General features: G+C 42.3%; 15 protein-coding genes. All 15 read right to left on the bottom strand.

The features are described 5' to 3' along the window. Positions 1-2: 2 nt before the first annotated feature. Positions 3-1433: a tRNA lysidine(34) synthetase TilS gene (gene tilS / locus O0550_RS18880; RefSeq protein WP_258427055.1), complete on the bottom strand. Its 1431-nt coding sequence runs from the start codon at positions 1431-1433 to the stop codon at positions 3-5. Then, positions 1396-1860 carry a threonine/serine exporter family protein gene (locus tag O0550_RS18875; RefSeq protein ID WP_003333887.1) on the bottom strand — a complete coding sequence of 155 codons (465 nt, stop codon included), beginning with the start codon at positions 1858-1860 and terminating at the stop codon, positions 1396-1398. Before O0550_RS18875 ends, tilS begins: the two co-directional genes overlap by 38 nt. A 14-nt stretch (positions 1861-1874) precedes the next feature. Continuing rightward, the gene (locus O0550_RS18870; RefSeq protein WP_003333889.1) at positions 1875-2627 is read right to left on the bottom strand and encodes a threonine/serine exporter family protein; all 753 of its coding nucleotides are present in this window, start codon (positions 2625-2627) and stop codon (positions 1875-1877) included. Between the two features lie 13 nt (positions 2628-2640). Beyond that, positions 2641-3600, bottom strand: coding sequence for a serine/threonine protein kinase (locus O0550_RS18865; protein WP_003333890.1), 960 nt, complete (start codon positions 3598-3600; stop codon positions 2641-2643). Further along, positions 3560-4366 carry a VWA domain-containing protein gene (locus O0550_RS18860; RefSeq protein WP_258427054.1) on the bottom strand — a complete coding sequence of 269 codons (807 nt, stop codon included), beginning with the start codon at positions 4364-4366 and terminating at the stop codon, positions 3560-3562. The genes O0550_RS18865 and O0550_RS18860 overlap by 41 nt, the downstream gene beginning before the upstream one ends. Before the next feature lie 29 nt (positions 4367-4395). Next, a complete protein-coding gene (gene spoIIE, locus O0550_RS18855; protein WP_258427053.1) occupies positions 4396-6879 on the bottom strand; it encodes a stage II sporulation protein E in 2484 nt (827 codons plus the stop codon). A 414-nt stretch (positions 6880-7293) separates the two neighbouring features. Further along, positions 7294-7605 carry an FtsB family cell division protein gene (locus tag O0550_RS18850; protein ID WP_003333893.1) on the bottom strand — a complete coding sequence of 104 codons (312 nt, stop codon included), beginning with the start codon at positions 7603-7605 and terminating at the stop codon, positions 7294-7296. Positions 7606-7631: 26 nt separating this feature from the next. After that, on the bottom strand, positions 7632-8201 hold the full coding sequence (gene yabQ, locus O0550_RS18845; protein ID WP_035318804.1) for a spore cortex biosynthesis protein YabQ: 570 nt from the start codon (positions 8199-8201) through the stop codon (positions 7632-7634). Further along, positions 8198-8482, bottom strand: coding sequence for a sporulation protein YabP (gene yabP, locus O0550_RS18840; protein WP_003343452.1), 285 nt, complete (start codon positions 8480-8482; stop codon positions 8198-8200). The genes yabQ and yabP overlap by 4 nt, the downstream gene beginning before the upstream one ends. Before the next feature lie 110 nt (positions 8483-8592). Next, entirely contained in the window at positions 8593-8886 is a 294-nt protein-coding gene (locus tag O0550_RS18835; protein ID WP_003333896.1) for an RNA-binding S4 domain-containing protein, read from the bottom strand. 26 nt (positions 8887-8912) lie between these two features. Next, a complete protein-coding gene (gene yabN / locus O0550_RS18830; RefSeq protein WP_258427052.1) occupies positions 8913-10379 on the bottom strand; it encodes a bifunctional methyltransferase/pyrophosphohydrolase YabN in 1467 nt (488 codons plus the stop codon). A gap of 29 nt (positions 10380-10408) precedes the next feature. Next, positions 10409-12058, bottom strand: coding sequence for a putative polysaccharide biosynthesis protein (locus O0550_RS18825; protein WP_121473211.1), 1650 nt, complete (start codon positions 12056-12058; stop codon positions 10409-10411). A 191-nt stretch (positions 12059-12249) separates the two neighbouring features. Beyond that, positions 12250-12789 (bottom strand): stage V sporulation protein T, encoded by a 540-nt coding sequence (spoVT, locus tag O0550_RS18820; RefSeq protein ID WP_003333899.1) that lies wholly within the window; start codon positions 12787-12789, stop codon positions 12250-12252. Between the two features lie 348 nt (positions 12790-13137). Then, a complete protein-coding gene (locus O0550_RS18815; RefSeq protein WP_022586597.1) occupies positions 13138-14232 on the bottom strand; it encodes a peptidylprolyl isomerase in 1095 nt (364 codons plus the stop codon). A gap of 43 nt (positions 14233-14275) precedes the next feature. After that, a complete protein-coding gene (gene mfd, locus O0550_RS18810) occupies positions 14276-17842 on the bottom strand; it encodes a transcription-repair coupling factor (protein WP_003333901.1) in 3567 nt (1188 codons plus the stop codon). Between the last annotated feature and the right edge of the window lie 38 nt (positions 17843-17880).

The raw sequence follows: 17880 nt of genomic DNA, 5'->3' as shown, positions 1-17880 counted from the left end.
TGCTACTCTTCTCTGAAATCCGCCTGTATGATAACAAATGCACGGGATTTCTCATGTATCATGGCATGCGTCGATCGCTTTACTCCAGGTATCCAAATAATTCGATCCCCGACTACTAAGATAGGAATTCGATCACGCCTGCTTTTTGGTACTTTTTCATCAATAAATAGCTCCTTCAATTTTTTACTGTAGCAATACCCAGCCGTACCGAGTTGAATACGGTCACCCGGCATTCTACTGCGAATGATGCAGTCGCCTACCAAGGCATCGGCGTCACATACAGCACTATAAGGAGATAAAGATAACAGATCTGGTAAATCAGTCAATGAATCATACCGTTTTGTATGTATGAACATTCCCGCCTCTTCTATCCATATCGTACCAGGTATGGTAATAGGGTATGAATACGGCTGGGAAAAATCATGAGCAGTGGCTTTTTGCCTACGAAAACATACCTGCTCATAGACCCTCTCTACAAAAATATGGGAGGGTAGATGTAGTACAGCAGAAGGATTTTCCTCGAAAATGATACGTAAAACGGCCTCCACATGCTGCAGAGACCACTCCGTTTCAGTTGTGAGATAACTTAATATTAGAGGAATCATTCTCCTTTGTAAAGCAAGGTCAAAAGTTTTTAAGCACTTCCTATCTAGGATAATTTTGCCAGATTCCTGCTTTACAATTATCCTATTTAGCGCCTCTTGACTCAGCTTTTGCAGGTAGTCGTCATCCACTCTGGCCATCTCTGCTAGCTGAAGCACGTGTTCTCTGTATCTTAGGTTTACTTGTTGTAAATGAGGTGTCACCTCGTGCCGTAATAAGTTGCGTTTATATTTGCGCGAATCATTGCTGCTATCGTGTCGCGGTTGCAGGTTATTCGCCTCACAGTAAGCTTCTAGCTCCTCGCGAAAAACATGCAGAAGCGGACGAACCAACTCGATTTGCTCTGCATGAAGCCATCTGCGTTGCGGCATGCCAGTAAATCCATGTAGACTAGTACCTCTCATCATGCGAAACAGAATAGTCTCTACCTGATCATCAGCATGATGGGCAAGCGCTACTTTAGTAGCCCCTACTTCTTTTGCTACTTGCCGGTAGTATTGATAGCGTAATTCACGACTTGCCACTTGCGGTCCTTGACCGGTTTCCTTCATTATTTCAGGCACGCTTTCATAGAAGGAGTAGCACTTAACTCCTAATGTATGACACAAGTCCTCCACGTATGCGGCATCTTGGTCAGACTCGTCTCCACGAAACCCGTGATTCAAGTGAACAGCGTACAACTTCCAACCGTACTGATATTGTTCATTCATTTTGCTTAAGATATGCAACAGCGCTGTAGAATCTACTCCGCCAGAAACGCCTACCACAATCGATTCATGTGGCAAAAGCAGCCTATCCTGCTCCATTCGCTTTTGTACCTTTTCGTACATAACGTGCCTCGATTCCTTTCCATAGAGAGAAGATGGAGAGACCAAGAATTAAACCTGAAGCAATAGCCCCAGCCAGCATCATCGTCTTGACCCCAAGCGTAATTCCTTCCAAGTAGTCAGCATTAATGAACGCTAACATCGATTTATAAGCAGTCGAACCTGGAACTAATGGAATAATTCCCGCAATACTAAAGTTAGTAGAAGGAACACGCATCTTTACAGAAAGGATTCGGCTGCTCAGCGAGATAAATGTTCCCGCTGCAAAAGAAGAAAGCGTAAGCTCAGCTCCAAACATCGGCAGTATTTTATAGATATTCCAACCCATCAGTCCAATTAAACCTGCAAAAAGAATGGTGCGTTTTGGTGCATTAAACAACATAGCATAGGCAATGGTAATAATAAAACTTAACAGCATTCCCAGCAACATGTGCCTAATCCCTCCTATAATGACAAGACAGCTGCGGCCGCAACAGCTACGGCTAAAGCGGTTAGGCCTGCCTCAACTCCTCTCGCCATTCCGGCAACCAAATCGCCTGCCATTAAATCACGCACAGAGTTCGTCAAAGCTACACCTGGAAACAAAGGAATCATCGCTCCTATAATCATAACACCAAGATGCAGATGATTGGGAAAAAGCCATGAAGCAATTAACGTAAACATTCCTCCTAAAAAAGAGGCTGATAATTCGGCAAAAAAGGGTATTTTAAGAAAGCGATACAAATAATTAGCGCTGGCAAAGACGATTGCCCCTGCAATAGCACTGGGGAAAAAATCAAGAAAAGTCCCACCAATCAAAACAGCAAAAGAGCCGCTGCCTATACCAGCCGCTAGATTTAACACTCGATCTGAAAATTGAAAGCGCATTCTCTGAATCTCTTCTAATTGAATATGCGCTTCATCCAAGGTAATCTCTCCCGACACAAAGTGACGAGATACCTGATTGACCAACGTTACTTTGTTCAAATTGATCGTTCGGTCACGCATTCGAATCATTCGGGTACGATCCACACCATTATTATCTTTAAAGGAAAAAGTAATACTGGTCGTCGTCACGGAACTATGGACGCTTTTCATACCTGCAGCATGTGCAATATGAGTCATCGTCTCTTCTACACGATACGTTTCCGCTCCATTACGAATCATAATCTCCCCAGCTAAAAGGCACGTCTCCATCACATAATTATTGGACGTCATGCAGAATGATCCCTCACATCCATACATAATACAACGAGCCAGCAAGCAAAAGCATAGAGGCTACAAAGATTCCCCCAATAATTTTGCTTCCTATTCCTTCCCCAGGCTTCTTGGTGTTGGGTACATCTCCCCTCGTTTCTGACTTTTGTCGAAACGCTTGCAAGAGTTCAGCTTTCATGTGAAGAGCTGTTGGATATTTCCCATCCAATGCCTTACCTAATACGGGGCGGTAAGGAGCTAACAATTCGTTGTCCCGTATTATATCATAAAGCTTTTGAACATGTCGCCCTGATACCGGAAGTGTTGCCCATTTCTCTTTTTCAATAGTAAGCTTAATCATCATGATGGCTAATGAAAACAGATCATATGTAGCATCAGCCTTTCGATCTCCCGCTTGCCAGGTAGCCCGATCATACTCTTCTGTAAATTGACGTACGGCATGACCCGACTTGGTTACCCCGCCAAAATCAATTAAACATACCTGCTTACCAGCCTGTACAACAATGACATTCTCTGGCTTTAGATCACCAAATACATATCCAAGCTCATGAATGATTTGTAAATGAGACAGGATTTGCGTGCACAACAAAATAAGCCACTCTTTGCCTACTCTCTTCAAGCTATGATCCAATCGTTCCCCTTCAATGTATTCCATAGCATAATAGGCATACACCTTGCCTTTTACAATCATATCATCTACATCATATATGTTTGGCCCAATTTTTTGGTTATGAGATTGTAAACTTTTGAGGACGTTTGCTTCCATTAATAAATCAATAGAATCGGCACCTAGTTTAATCGCTACCTTTTTACCTTCATGAAGAACTAGGTAGACGACACCATTGGCTCCTCTACCTAGTTCCTTTACCACTGAATATGTTTGATGGTGCCATTTTCCCGTAAAATAATGGGGAGCATCGGGTAACAAGGAATTAGAATACATGGTCTTGCAAATAACCGTCATCTTCTTCATTCGCTTTTTTCTTCGTACGGTAGCGATCCGCTAAAGGTTTAGGTAGCTCCACGTGTTCAAACAAGGCAATTGCTTCCGTAATGGCCGGACCCGTCGGAGTAATTCCGCTCATCGTTAAACCAGCCGTTAATTCGTATGCCTTTTCGATTTGATCCGTCCAGGGAATACGTACTTCAAGGTGCTTTTCTTTCCCAGGAAATGAACAAACGGCCATTCTGCTACTCCCGCTGCGGGAACGTAGGCTAATGCTAAAATCATAGATAGCTTGCTGTACAGCTGACATTTTATTTTTCATGGATGCAGATGTATCAACGATCATAACCACTTCCAAAGCACTCTGTTCGCCTAATTCATCTACCATGCCTGCCACCTGCATTCTCTTTTCAGGAGCAAGACCTTCCAATTCAGCACCGCCAAGAATATGCTTTAATTCTTTGTTCACCACATGTTGAATGGTTCTAGTCATCGCTTTTCGCGTTAACATTTGGACAGTTTGGGCTAGCTGGGCAGGATAAACAATATCGCTTAGTCCTCCCCCCGCTTGAGCCATTTCACGGATTTCCTGTTCCCCTTGCTCACCCATTTCATGCTTATCTACCACTCCAATCACATTTACTGTGATACCTTGTTCTCTGGCTAAGGTTGCAGCAGCAATCGGGCTTATTCCTACATTGGAGCAGCCATCTGTCACAACCAAAATCTGACGAAGCGTCGCTGGCTTTGCCATACAGATACCTCCCCTTTCTTGGTTAGCATTTTTTACCATTATGGGCGAGGGAGGAAAAAAACATACCTTTAACTTACTACACGCGGCCGCTCCATTTTCTCCATTCCTGAGACCTGTATCGCCGACCATTGTGGTACAAATCGATCAATCCGAGCGACTAGAACCGTCATGTCATCTACAATTTCACCACAATGCTCTCTAATCACTTTTTCTAACAGCAAGTCAGAAATTTCTTGAGGGTCTTCTGTTTCAAGTTGCGAGATTAATCGCTTCATCCACATCGGTCTATTTTCGATATGGCGGGGAGCCTCAAAAATCCCATCTGACATCATGATTAATAGATCACCTGCCTTTAGATTTCTTGTTACGATATCTACTTCAATATCCTCTAAAATACCAACCGGCAAATTATTGGCCGATACCATGAACACATCATTTCCTCGCTTAATAAATGAAGGGGTGGAACCAATTTTAATAAACCGCGTCATTGCCGTTTGTAAATCAATAACTGCCAAATCGACTGTGGCAAACATTTCATCAGATGAGCGTAATGCCAAAACCGAATTTACTGTTTTAATAGATAATTTTTCATCCAATCCCGATTTTAAGAGCTGTTGCAGCATGTCCAATGCTGATTGACTTTCCAGAAAAGCGCGTTCCCCATTTCCCATTCCATCACTAATCGCCACAGCCACCTTTCCATTTCCTAAATCCATTGTTTTAAAGCTATCTCCCGACAGTAATTTGCCGCCTTTAGCAGCTCCTGCCACTCCAATTTCAATTTCATAGGTTTTGGCTGAAGCCAGACACATTTTGCAATGCTGATCCTTAAAGGCTTCACAGTGTCTCTCCTTCACAATGATGTTCTCTCCTAAAACCTCGGTAAGCATCGGAGCCACAATCTTGGCGCATTCATCCCTCCCATAACAACTAGGCTGACTGATTTCTATATCCACCTTCCCTTCTTCTAAGCTATGAATATCTACACGTCTTACGGATAGTCCTAAACCCTCCAGCGCTTTTGAAACCTGCTTCTCTTGCAGGCTTAGCGCAACTCCTTCCCGTTGGATTTCCCGTGCAAAATCACTCATGACTCGTGATACCCCCGATAATTGATCAGCTACCAGCTTACGACTATCCTGAATTTGTTTTTTTAATTGATTATGTTCAATCATCTGGTGGTACTCTTGCTCCATATTTTGAATTACTTTTTCTGTTTTCACGCATTTCTTTTCCCACTCCTTTGGTATAGTTGCGCCTTCCATCGTCCCATGCTCAAATACCGTAATCAGCATGCTACTCATCGCATCGTAGGTCATTTGAGTATCTCGTTCCCAGCACTGCTCCTTTTTCCAGCAAAGCTGACATGTCCTCTCCGCCACTTTGCTCAAATAAAGGTCTACCTCCTCCTCTTCTACCCCATTTTTGATTTCGGCTGTTTGAGCAAATGAATGGGATAACTCGGTAAATAAATCGGAAAACTGTTGAATTTTACCTGCTGTCATGTCACGTATTCGCCGCATGTATTCCTGATGAGATTGTGTATGCTCTGAGGTCCCCGGAATGAAGCTGGCTACTCTTTTCCAAATAGAAGCCGGCGTTAATAAAAATAGGAAAGAGGCGATCGAGGTCTCTACTAAAGAGACATACAACCCACTGTGCGCACCGCCATAGATGCCTAGAATTGAAGTTCCAATTAAGAGTCCAGCTACTACACCAATTTTCCCTCCCTCTTTTAATAGTCCAGCTAATAATCCGGCAAAAGCGAGTAAACTAATTTGTTGTAAGGCACTCACGTCAGCTAAACTGAGAATGAGCCCGGTAACCACCCCCACTGCGGCCCCGACCGTCCCTCCTCCAACAAAAGCGAATAGTAGTAGAAAGTAGCGTGACAGGATATGCTCCATGGAGATTCCTTGTATGACCCAGCCTACTGTTCCCGTCATTAAAGAAGCTAATAGAATAACCAGACATATAATTTCTTCTGTTTTTAATGGCTCAAATGGTTTATTTATGTGAATAATGGATAAAGACTGAATAAAAATAAGTGTTAAGACAAAGCTGAGAATGGCTTCAACCGCAATCATAGTCACACTGTATGTGTTGACCTGACTCTGAATAACCTTACCTAACAGATGGCTAGCAAATACGGTCCCTACAACCATAAATGGAGTATAGGAAAAATCTTTTCGTTTCCATTTCTCCGCAATACGGCAAACAACAGCAGCAAGTATGATACTAAGCAACGTCTGCATGCCTAGAGGTATTGAGTGAGCTAATGAGCCTGCCAGCATGCCCAATGAACTTACTAGCAACGTATCTCGGCGGAGAAAGTACATCACGATGAAGTAAGGAACAACAAAAGGAGATAATTCATCAAGAATAAGAGCTCTTCCTAATAAAAAACCCATAGTAAGTGAAAGAATATGCCATTTTTTTAGAAAAGCAGCAGCTTTATCACCGAAGCTCCCCAGCCTTTGTGATACTTGATTAGATAGTTGTTGAGTAAAAAGATTAGCATTCGGAGAAACTACTTGGCTTTTATTGAACATGGACTAGCACCACCCATTTGAGTTTTGTGTACCCAATTATACGAATGGATAGTTGTAAATTTTGTCAAACGGTAGAGGCATATTCCTAAAATCGTCCGACAAATTCAAACGTATCTCGTTTATTTATTTGATGGTTCATGGATTTATGCCCAAGGCAATACGATTTGATTGAAGTACCTGTCGAGGATTGAATAGAAGATATTTCTTTATTTCTTTATTTCTTTATCACTTTAAAACATTAAAGCAAGGAAATAAAAAAAACCGACGTCTTGCGTTCAACGTCGGCCATCAGGTGATTCGCGCTCGGCGAAACGGGCTTGTTATATTATATTCGCCATTTGTTTAAAATGACCTTCCTCTTTTTAAAATCTATTGTACGTTTTCGTAAATTTATTTTAGCTAGACCCAATTGGCTTAATTATCGGGGATCAAAAAGATGATCTCACCCGGCTTGGACATAAAATTATTTTTGCGTGCAAGCTCTGCGATGTATTCTGGATCATCTAATCGTTTCATCTTATTGGTTAGCTCTTCCTGTTGCTCTTTCACTTCCCCTGCCTCTTTCTGTAGTGCTTCTACTTGTTCTTCCGTCTCCGCAATGACAGAGCTTTGAAGATATGCTGTATAGCACGTCCAGATAAGGAAGCAGAATACGAAGAACATAATAAAACGAAGTCTGCGCTTACGACCTAGATTATTCGATTGAGAGGGACGTTCTTTGGCCATGTCTGCTCTCCACCTTTGCTACCTTTTTACTCTTTGTTTTCCTTGGTAAACCATTTCTTCAGTTTTTCCTTTGCTCCTGCCATTTTGCCCCTAATACTTTTCCACAAGTTACGACCCCATGGAACAAATGGTGACAATGGCCAAGAAATGATTCGCCAAATGAACAATCCTATCTTTGCCAGCACAGTAAAAAGGAACCCGAGAATAATCCAGATAAAATGAAAAATTATCTCTATCGGTTTAATCAATAGAAAGTCAATAAATTTAACACTGATCTGAAATACCCATATACTCCATTCTAGCACAGTTAACAAAAATCTGATATAAACCTTACTACCTATAAGGAAATAGAGCCATGCTCCTATAATAATCCCTAGATAGATTGGAAATCTCACTATTCCATCGTTAACCCATACCAGCACATAAAAAACAATTCCCACACTACTTAACCAAAATAACAAATCTAATATGAAAACGGCCCAAAGTGGGAAGCGGCCCTTGCCTTTTATGACATGGTACGTATCAAACCCCATCCCCATAAAAATTCCGCACAGGGACATGAAAGCCATGGTCTGAAACTGAATACTGATACTCACTTAAATAATTTGCCGAAAAATCCTTTCGATCGATCTCCGGCCTGCCCCTGTTCTATATACCCCATGTCATGAACGAAACCCTCAATGGCCACTTCTCCGGTTTCAAGACTCAGGTTTTTCATATGAAGATTCTGGCCGCGTATAGTAAGAAAACCGCCTTCTGTTTCTAACAGGAATTCTTCACTATCAAAGCTTTCCACCTTTTTTACCCCGGATATAGCCAAACTACGCCGATTGATCATGACAATTTCATGGCGAGGTCGTTTATTTGGTTCGAGCATATAAAAACCCTCCCTATCTTGGTGGTCTGGAGTACGATCCAAAACGCCGGGAACAAAATGTTCCTCTTTGTACCAAGATATGGAGGGGGATGTCCTTTTAGAACTGTTGCTTATGCTCTTAGGTATTCATCTTCTTCTTTTTCATCGCGCGGTACTGGTACCTCACCAATTACTGTGTAAAGGGAAGCAGCCTCATCCTTACGCGCATTTTCTTTGATCTCTTCAACTTTTACTGTAACGATCTTTTGTCCAAAACGAATGGAGATAGAATCGCCGACTTTTACATTGCTGGAAGCTTTTGCAGCACGTTCATTAATTTCGACACGTCCTTGATCACATACATCCTTAGCTAACGTACGTCGTTTAATTAAACGAGACACCTTTAGAAATTTATCAAGACGCATAGTATTCCTCCTCTATGTAGCTGTGGCTACTCTTGAGCTTTGGCCTCATTCCAAAAATGATCAAGCTCTTCTAAAGTCATATCGGCAAACTGCTTATTCTTTTCTTGCAGCTTTTGTTCAATATAGTGAAATCTACGCTTAAATTTCAGATTGGTAAGCGCCAAAGCCTGTTCAGGATCAATCTTCATGAAGCGAGCTAGATTGATTACAGCGAACAGCAAATCCCCTAATTCACCTGTTCGTTCCTCTGGAGTTGCTTGCTGAACCTCCTTGTACTCTTCTTCAATTTTAGCGTAGACATCTTTCACTTCGTCCCAATCAAACCCAACTTCTGCGGCCTTCTTTTGAATTTTGACGGCTGCTAAAATCGCTGGTAAATCCTTTGGTACAGCATCAAGCAAGGAGGCTGTTTCTGGCACAAGCCCTTTCTCTGCTTTCTCTTGAGCTTTTATCTGCTCCCAATTCACCACCACTGCATCGGCATCAGCTACCTTCGACTCTCCAAATACATGCGGATGGCGTCGAATCATTTTGGCTGTCAGAGTAGAAATGATGTCTTCAATGGTGAAGTAGCCTTCCTCTGAAGCAATCTGTGCATGGAGCATAATCTGCAAGAGCACATCCCCTAATTCCTCACACAGCGCATCCACATCATCCAAATCGATTGCTTCCACTGTTTCATAGGCTTCTTCTAATAAATAACGACGCAAGCTTTGATGCGTTTGCTTCCGATCCCATGGGCACCCTTCTGGTCCACGCAAGGTTGCGATCACTTCTTTTAAATAAGAGAATTGACGTTGCTTTACTGACTCTTCTACAGTAGGTGGTACATAGATGAGACTTAGATTTCCCAGATGCTCCACTCGATCTAACTCGTATAATGGTAGACGCTCCACGATCTCTTGACCCTCTATCCCAACCGCTGTAGCAACGATAACCTCATATTCGTCTGGAAGGACTTCCATTAAGGTGAGCTTCGCGTCTGAAGCAGACATTTGATCGTAGACCTGAGCTATAACTGTGTGTAGACCCGGATTTACTTGATCTGCTGTCATACTTGTGGCGTCTAACAAGGTAAATCCTTCGATCGGATCAATAGCCAGACGAGCGAAAAGTGGATCTAAGAAGCTTTGTCCGCCCAATACCTTTACCTCTATCTGCTCCTCTACCGCATGACTTAGTAGCAGTTGCACCGTCCGTTCTGCTACTAAAGGATGTCCCGGAACTGCATAGGTTACTTCACCTTCTGTTTTCATCTTAGATAACAGCTCGCGTGCAATCTCTTGATATACCTGTTCAAAGGAGTCATGTTTTTCGTAAATAGAATCAAAGGACGTGTAAGTAAGGCCCTCTTCAGCCAATTGATCTAATACTGGATGATCAGCTGTACGGACATACAAATGCGTGGCCTGTTTTAAGCGTTTATACATACCCAGAGGCATTTGATCTAGATTGCCTGCCCCAAGTCCTACGACATAAATGGTGTTCACCATGTAGGAATCCTCCGTTCTTTAATCCCTGACTATTTTCGAATCTGTAAAAGCTTATACCGCTCCAAAAGAGAGACTAGTCTCTTTCCTTTTGGCAAATACAAAATTTCCTCGCGTTTGATGCCCCCTGTATATAAAAGGGAAAGCATATATACTACTAGTCCCACAGTAACTGCAAACACTCCGACGATCGTTTGAGCCAAACGCTCGCTATCGAGCAGAGAACCCACAATTAGATTCATTAGGCCTTGAACGAGTAAAACCATGACTGACATAAGAGCGACACTTATCAAAGGCTTAGTCAGCATTTCCTTTATGTTAAAGGAAAGCCCCAGATAATGGCGAATCGACCTCATGTTTAAGCTCATTGATGTCACATAGGCAAGGACTGTGGCCACTGCCGCCCCCTGTATGCCCCACAAAGGCGTTAATGCAAGATTGGCCAACAATTTTACCAGTACACCAATCAGCAAATGTCGAGCTGGTAATTTAACATGCCCTAAGCCCTGCAAGATTCCAGAGGTAGCAATACTTAATGTCGCAAACACAATGACAAAGGCTTGAATAGCAAGTGACCAGGTACCCTTATCATTTCCATATACCATAATATTGACTGGTTCAGCTAACAAAGCCAGTCCGATTGAGGCTGGCAACCCTAGCATCAGGGTTAGGCGTAGAGCCATCTCGGTACGATTCATGATCAGTTTATCCTGTTTTTGTGCTACAGCCTCACTAATAGCAGGAACTAACGCCAAGGAAAGGGATGTGGCAAAAAACGTTCCAAATTGAATGAGTGGTTGTCCACGGTCATAGATTCCTTTTAATTCTTTTGCTATATCAAGTTCATATCCGTTCCATTGCAGCAAATTAGAAACTGTCACCGAATCAATTAATGGAATCATCGGCAACACCAGAGCACCGATACAAATCGGAATTGCGTAATGTAAAATGCTGATCAGCACTTGCTTGTTCGTTACTGTATCGGTAAGCTGTTGGGCACGTAATTTTTTACGATACCCCCTGCGTCGATAATATCGTCTGGATTTCCGATAATAATAGTACAAAACCAAAAAGGCTGCTAATGCCCCTGGAAAGGCAGCAAATACTGCTCCTGTACCGGCAAGGTAAGCATCCTGATAGGCACTCATCATCCAGTAAGCTGAGACTAAAATAACGATTACACGAATAATCTGTTCGACTACCTGTGATACACCCGTAGGCACCATGTCTTGCTGTCCTTGAAAATAACCACGCAATATGGATACCAACGGAACTAATGGTAAAGACCATGCTACGGCTCGTAGCGGCAATGTAAGCTGTTCATCGCCCATAAATCGAGCTAATGCAGGAGCCCCTAGATACAAAAGGAGAAAAAAGAATACTCCTAGTATTCCTAGTGAAACGCTGGCTACACGGAAAGCCTTACGTGCACCTAGATGATCCTCGACTGCTAATCGTTCTGAGACGATTTTAGAAATGGCAATTGGAAAACCTGCTGTTGCCAAAATCAATAAGGCTGTGTACAACGGGTATACCTGCATGTACACATATAACCCAACATCACCTGTGATATTTTGATAAGGTATGCGATAGATCGCTCCGAGAACCTTGGAGAGCAAGCCGGCAATACCTAGAATAGCAGCACCTTTGACAAAATGATTCGCACTTCTCTCTCCTGCCATACAGTATCTATTTCTCCTCTTACAAAAAGTCTACGTTCAGAAACTTTGTCCATTATACCACACAGAGGAAGTGAGTAATCAAGGGGAATGAGACGTGGGTCATTCGTGGTTTACTTGCATGTAGTAGGGAAAGTGAAAAAAACAAGCCCCTTGTATAAGGCTTGTTTTTCACTTGCGTTATTTAATCACTATTATTGTTCCATTTGTTTAGCTAGGAATCCAGCGGCTGTTTCTGCCATTTTCAGCTCTAAATCGCCCATTTTGGCTTCTGCTTTGCTGACAAGGATCACTGCGCCAATTGGGTCTCCACCTGCTACGATAGGAGCTACTACATAAGATGAGTACTGCTCCGGCATATCACGACATAATTCATATTGACCGGAATTTTTTTCCACCTTACTCTTGCGTTCTTCCAATGATTTTTCTACTAGATTGCCAATTGGTTTTTCTAGGTATTCCTTCTTGGAAGCGCCAGCTACTGCAATAACCGTATCTCGGTCGGAAATAATGACAATATGATTTAAGCTTTCGTATAAAGAGTCAGCATATTCCTTAGCAAAATCAGCTAATTCTCCAATTGGAGAATATTTTTTAAGGATTACTTCCCCATCACGATCGACAAAAATCTCAAGTGGATCCCCCTCACGAATACGAAGTGTGCGACGGATTTCCTTCGGGATTACAACCCGTCCGAGGTCGTCTATACGACGAACAATTCCAGTTGCCTTCATAATCTTGTTGCCTCGCTTTCTTGAGAAGATTGATTTTGTAGTTTTTTGAGGATTTACTCCTATGATTTCCTATCTTCTCGCTTTTTACTAATATCTTGTATTTGTATTTGTTGCCAATTAACCTTGCTTTGTACTCTCCCCCGGGCGGTAGCGAGTGATAATAGTATTTGCCTTGGCAAGAAGAATATGCGATCAAAACAAAATTAAACCAGCTTTTTTTATTCCAAGATAACCTTTTGATGGGTCTGCCTGCACTGACATTTTCCCAATAAAAAAGCTCCTCTTGTAATCAACCACAAACTGTAAACACAGTCCGCTTGGTTACAAAAGGAGCTACTTTTATTTATGCTATTTTGTTTCAGGAGTAGCTGCTGGAGCTGGCGCTTTTACCTCTGGAAGAGATTTTTTCGTAATAATCGCGTCCAGATCTTTGGTAGTGTATTGCTCGAAATTCTTCTCCAACACCTGCTGCTTCAACTGAGCTTTTACTTCATCAAAAGTTTTTACTTTACGGTCTTCTACTTTCACAATGTGATAGCCATATTCAGTCTTAACTGCCGGTTCACTGAGGACTCCAATTTTTTGGGTGAGAGCAGCTTTCTTAAATTCTGGCACCCAATTGTTCACGTCAGCATTTGCATATAATCCACCGTTTGCTTTGCTGCCTTCGTCCTCAGACACTTGTTTGGCAAGAGTGGCAAAGTCCTCCCCTTTTTTCAAGCGGGCAAGATAGCCTTTTGCCAATTTGTCTGCTTCCTCTGGTTTACGGTTCTCGAACTTAACCAAAATATGACGCACAGAAGCTGTTGTATACGCAGATTTATCTGCTGTATCATAGGCCTTCTTCAAATCAGCATCTTTTACTTCACCTTCCATAACCTTCACAGAAGCGTTAATGTTTGCTAGTTGTTTCACAATCGCTTCTTTTGTGATGTTATGATTCTTCATCAATTGGTTAAATTTATCCTCGCTACCGAGAACTTGGATATACTGACCTTTTAGTGATTCAAAAGATTTATCCGCTTCTGTAGCTGCTGCTTTCTTAATCGCTTCGTCAGCCTTTTCCGCTTTTAGCTTCGTAGCTAGGTATTGACGTGCGTAGTTATCGACCATCTCTTGTGTAGAAACTCCAATAGCATAGGCTTGTGGAGGATTCATGAAGCCAAGTGCACGTAGGAAATCTTCAAACTCCTGGCCTGTTAGCTTCCCGCCCTGATATTCAAAAATAGCAGCATTTGGATCAACCGTAAAAGGCAATTTAACCGGTGGGAATTGCGCAAGCGGATCTTCCTTATCAGCCGGCTGTTCTGCTCCTGGTTTAGCTGGTTGTGCTGTTTCGGCTTTATTAGTCGTTCCGCAGCCACTCAAAATCGCTAGCGTTAATGCCGTGGTGGAAAGTAGGGCCAACATACGTTTACCCTTCGTAAATGTTGTCTTTTTCATAAAACAAAAGCTCCCTTCTCGGCACCTTTAGCACCTAGTGGATTTAGTGTAATGAGGGGTCAGGGCTCTTACTCTTTTCAATCAGATGGAAATCATTAATTAAGTCTACTACCATCTTGACCCCATCCTCAATCTTTAACCCCTTAACTTTAACAGTTACGATGATCTGTTGTCCACCTTGGGTCGTCGAAAGCCCAATCCGGCGATCATATTTGCTAGACAAGCCAAATAAAGCCCCACCATCAATATTGGAGGTTTGATGCTCTGCCAAAATGATTTTAATAACATCAGGATCTTTCTGACTAATCTCAACAATATGATGCTCCATCGCTTGAATACGTAAACGTGAAATCATCAGTAAATTATCTACTGGAGATGGGATATTACCAAAACGGTCGATTAGCTCATCAGCAAGATCATCCAGCTCCTCGATCGTAGAGGTTGCTACAAATTTTTTGTACATCTCGATCTTCTGACGACTATCAGTAATATAATCTGAAGGTAAATACGCATCAATTTGAAGATTAATTTCAACTGGTGGAACAGGAGCAATCTCTTCTGTCCTTACCTCACCACGTAAATCATCAATCGCTTCCTTCAGCATTTGTGTATACAAATCAAATCCGACAGTATTAATGAAGCCGTGTTGCTCTGCCCCCAATAAATTACCTGCTCCACGAATCGATAAATCTCGCATCGCAATTTTAAAGCCGGACCCAAGCTCTGTGAATTCCTTAATAGCCTGTAACCGTTTCTCCGCTACCTCTGTCAGTACCTTGTCGCGTTGGTATGTGAAGTATGCATAGGCAATACGATTAGAACGGCCTACGCGTCCACGTAGCTGATAAAGCTGTGACAAGCCCATCCGATCGGCATTATAGATGATTAACGTATTTACGTTTGGAATATCGACACCAGTCTCAATGATTGTGGTACTTACCAACACATCATAATTGCCGTCTAAGAAATCGAGAATAATTCGTTCTAGCTCACTTTCATTCATTTGTCCATGAGCAACCGCTACCCTAGCATCAGGAACTAAGGCCGAAATATGCTCCGCCATTTGTTCTATACCTTGTACCTGATTGTAAAGGAAGAACACCTGTCCTTCACGGGCCAATTCTCGCTCAATCGCTTCTCGAACCAGAGCCGGGCTATAGTCTAATACATAAGTTTGTACAGGAAAGCGATTTTCCGGCGGTGTCTCAATAACAGATAAATCACGAACTCCTAGCATAGACATATGAAGCGTACGCGGAATAGGAGTAGCTGTAAGCGTTAGTACATCTACATTGGTTTTTAACTGCTTCAGTTTTTCTTTATGGCTTACACCAAAGCGTTGCTCCTCATCGACAATCAGTAGCCCTAGATCACGGAATACAATATCCTTAGACAGCAATCGGTGCGTACCGATCACTACATCTACCGTTCCTTCCTTTAGACCCTTCATTGTTGCATTTTGTTCCTTTCGAGAACGAAAACGGCTCAAAACCTCTACTCTGATCGGAAAATCAGAAAACCGCTCCTTAAACGTTTCAAAGTGCTGTTGAGCTAGAATCGTAGTTGGTACAAGTAAAGCTACCTGCTTTCCGTCCATGACCGATTTAAAAGCAGCACGTATCGCTACTTCTGTTTTTCCATATCCTACATCCCCGCAAACCAAACGATCCATAGGACGCTTGCTTTCCATGTCAGCTTTCACTTCTGTGATGGCACGCAATTGATCCACGGTCTCCTGATACGGGAACATCGCCTCAAATTCTCTTTGCTCCAAGCTGTCCTTGTTAAAGCTATAGCCTACAGCTTGCTCTCGTTGTGCATACAGCTTGATTAGATCCTCGGCGATATCTTTTACCGATGTTTCTACCTTGCTCTTTACACGTTTCCACTCATTTCCGCCTAAATTATAAATTTTAGGCTGAGCTTCTTCACTGCCAACATACTTTTGTACATGATCGATTTGATCAATAGGGACAAACAAGCTATCTCCGCCTGCGTATTGTACATGTAAATAATCCTTATGAATACCTAGGATTTCCTTTGTTTCAATTCCTAGATATTTACCAATCCCATGATTAATGTGTACAACAAAGTCACCAGGCTTTAATTCCATGTAGTTCTTGATGCGCTCAGCATTGCTCATGTTTTGATTTACTTTGCGAGCTTTACGCTGCTTTGCTGTGAAGACTTCTCCTTCTGTAACAACAACCATTTTGCTTAATGGCATTTCAAAACCGCTTTGAATATTTCCAATAATAATAGTAGGTCGGCCTGGAGGAATTGTTCTTACCTCTTCTAGCAGCAAATCAGCTTCCATCTCATAATCATCTAAAACTCGCTCCAAACGCTTGGCGCGCTCCGCATCAGCAGCAGCGAAGATAATTTGATGTTGACCCTTTATCCATCGTTGCAGTTCGCTTTTTAATACGTTCATTTGCCCATGAAAATTTTGCATCGCACGACAGTTCATGTTGACGATATTTTGTGGATGCGTTTTTGGGGTTTGACGTAAAAATAGCGATAAATAAATTATCTGTCTCTTCTGCCCATGAATAAGCTCATCATACGACTGTGACAGAATAAGATTAGACATAAAATCGCCTTGTTCGATACGACTAGTAATCCATTCTGATTCGTCCTTTTGCAATTGTACCGCAGTATCAATGACGCGGGACGGTTCATCAATAATCATTAACGTATCAGAAGGCAGGTAGTCTAGGATGGTTTCCATCTCAGGATACAGAACGGATAAATAGCTGTATAGATTAGCTGGTCGGCTACCCTGGCGCATTAATTCAATATCTCGCCCTATCTGCTCCATCAATCTTTCTTTTACAACCTCATCCTTGGTGTTACCTAATGTTTCACCTAGTTTTTTCTCTAAATAAGCAGCACTCTCTACTAGCTTCGACGAAAAAACAATTGTCTCTTTTACCGGGCCAATCACATATTGTTCTAAATGTTCTTGAGAACGCTGTGTACCCATATCAAATGTTCGAATGGAATCAATTTCATCATCAAAGAGTTCAATTCGAATCGGCCAGTCCGAATCAACAGGAAATAAGTCAACGATTCCGCCACGAATACTTAATTCGCCTTTACGTTCAACCATCTCGACTCGTTCGTAGCCTAATTCAACCATTCTCTCTAAAAAGTCTTGTAAATCTAAAGTTCCTCCACGACTTACGGTCATTTGAGCCTCTTTCCATACATTGTGAGGTACGGTCAAGCGGCGAATACCTGCAAAAGGAACAACCAAAATACCCGTGAAGCCATTCGCTAAACGGTTAAATACTTGAATACGTTGTGCTAATGTCTCTGGACTCGCAATGGCCATTTCTGACCCAATCAGCTCATTACCCGGATAAAGCATGACTTCCTCTGGGGAAAGCAGCTCTGCTACATCCTCATACACTTTTTGCGCTTGAAACATATTATGCGTCACGATACACAGGGGGCGTTTACTCTCTTGATAAACGGCAGCCATGAAAATATGACGAGCGGAACCAGATAGTCCGGCCATCAACTGTTCATGTAAGCCCTGTGACAAACCAGCAAGAATGGTTCCGAAATTGGAATCTTCTTTTATACGATTAATGATGACTTGCATCCCTAATCTCCTCTCCAACCTTACTCTCCTATTACTAC

The sequence above is a fragment of the Brevibacillus halotolerans genome (assembly GCF_026891775.1).
Taxonomy (GTDB): domain Bacteria; phylum Bacillota; class Bacilli; order Brevibacillales; family Brevibacillaceae; genus Brevibacillus_B; species Brevibacillus_B halotolerans.
Note: the sequence above shows the minus strand (reverse complement) of the source record. Positions and strands in the feature narration are given on the sequence as shown.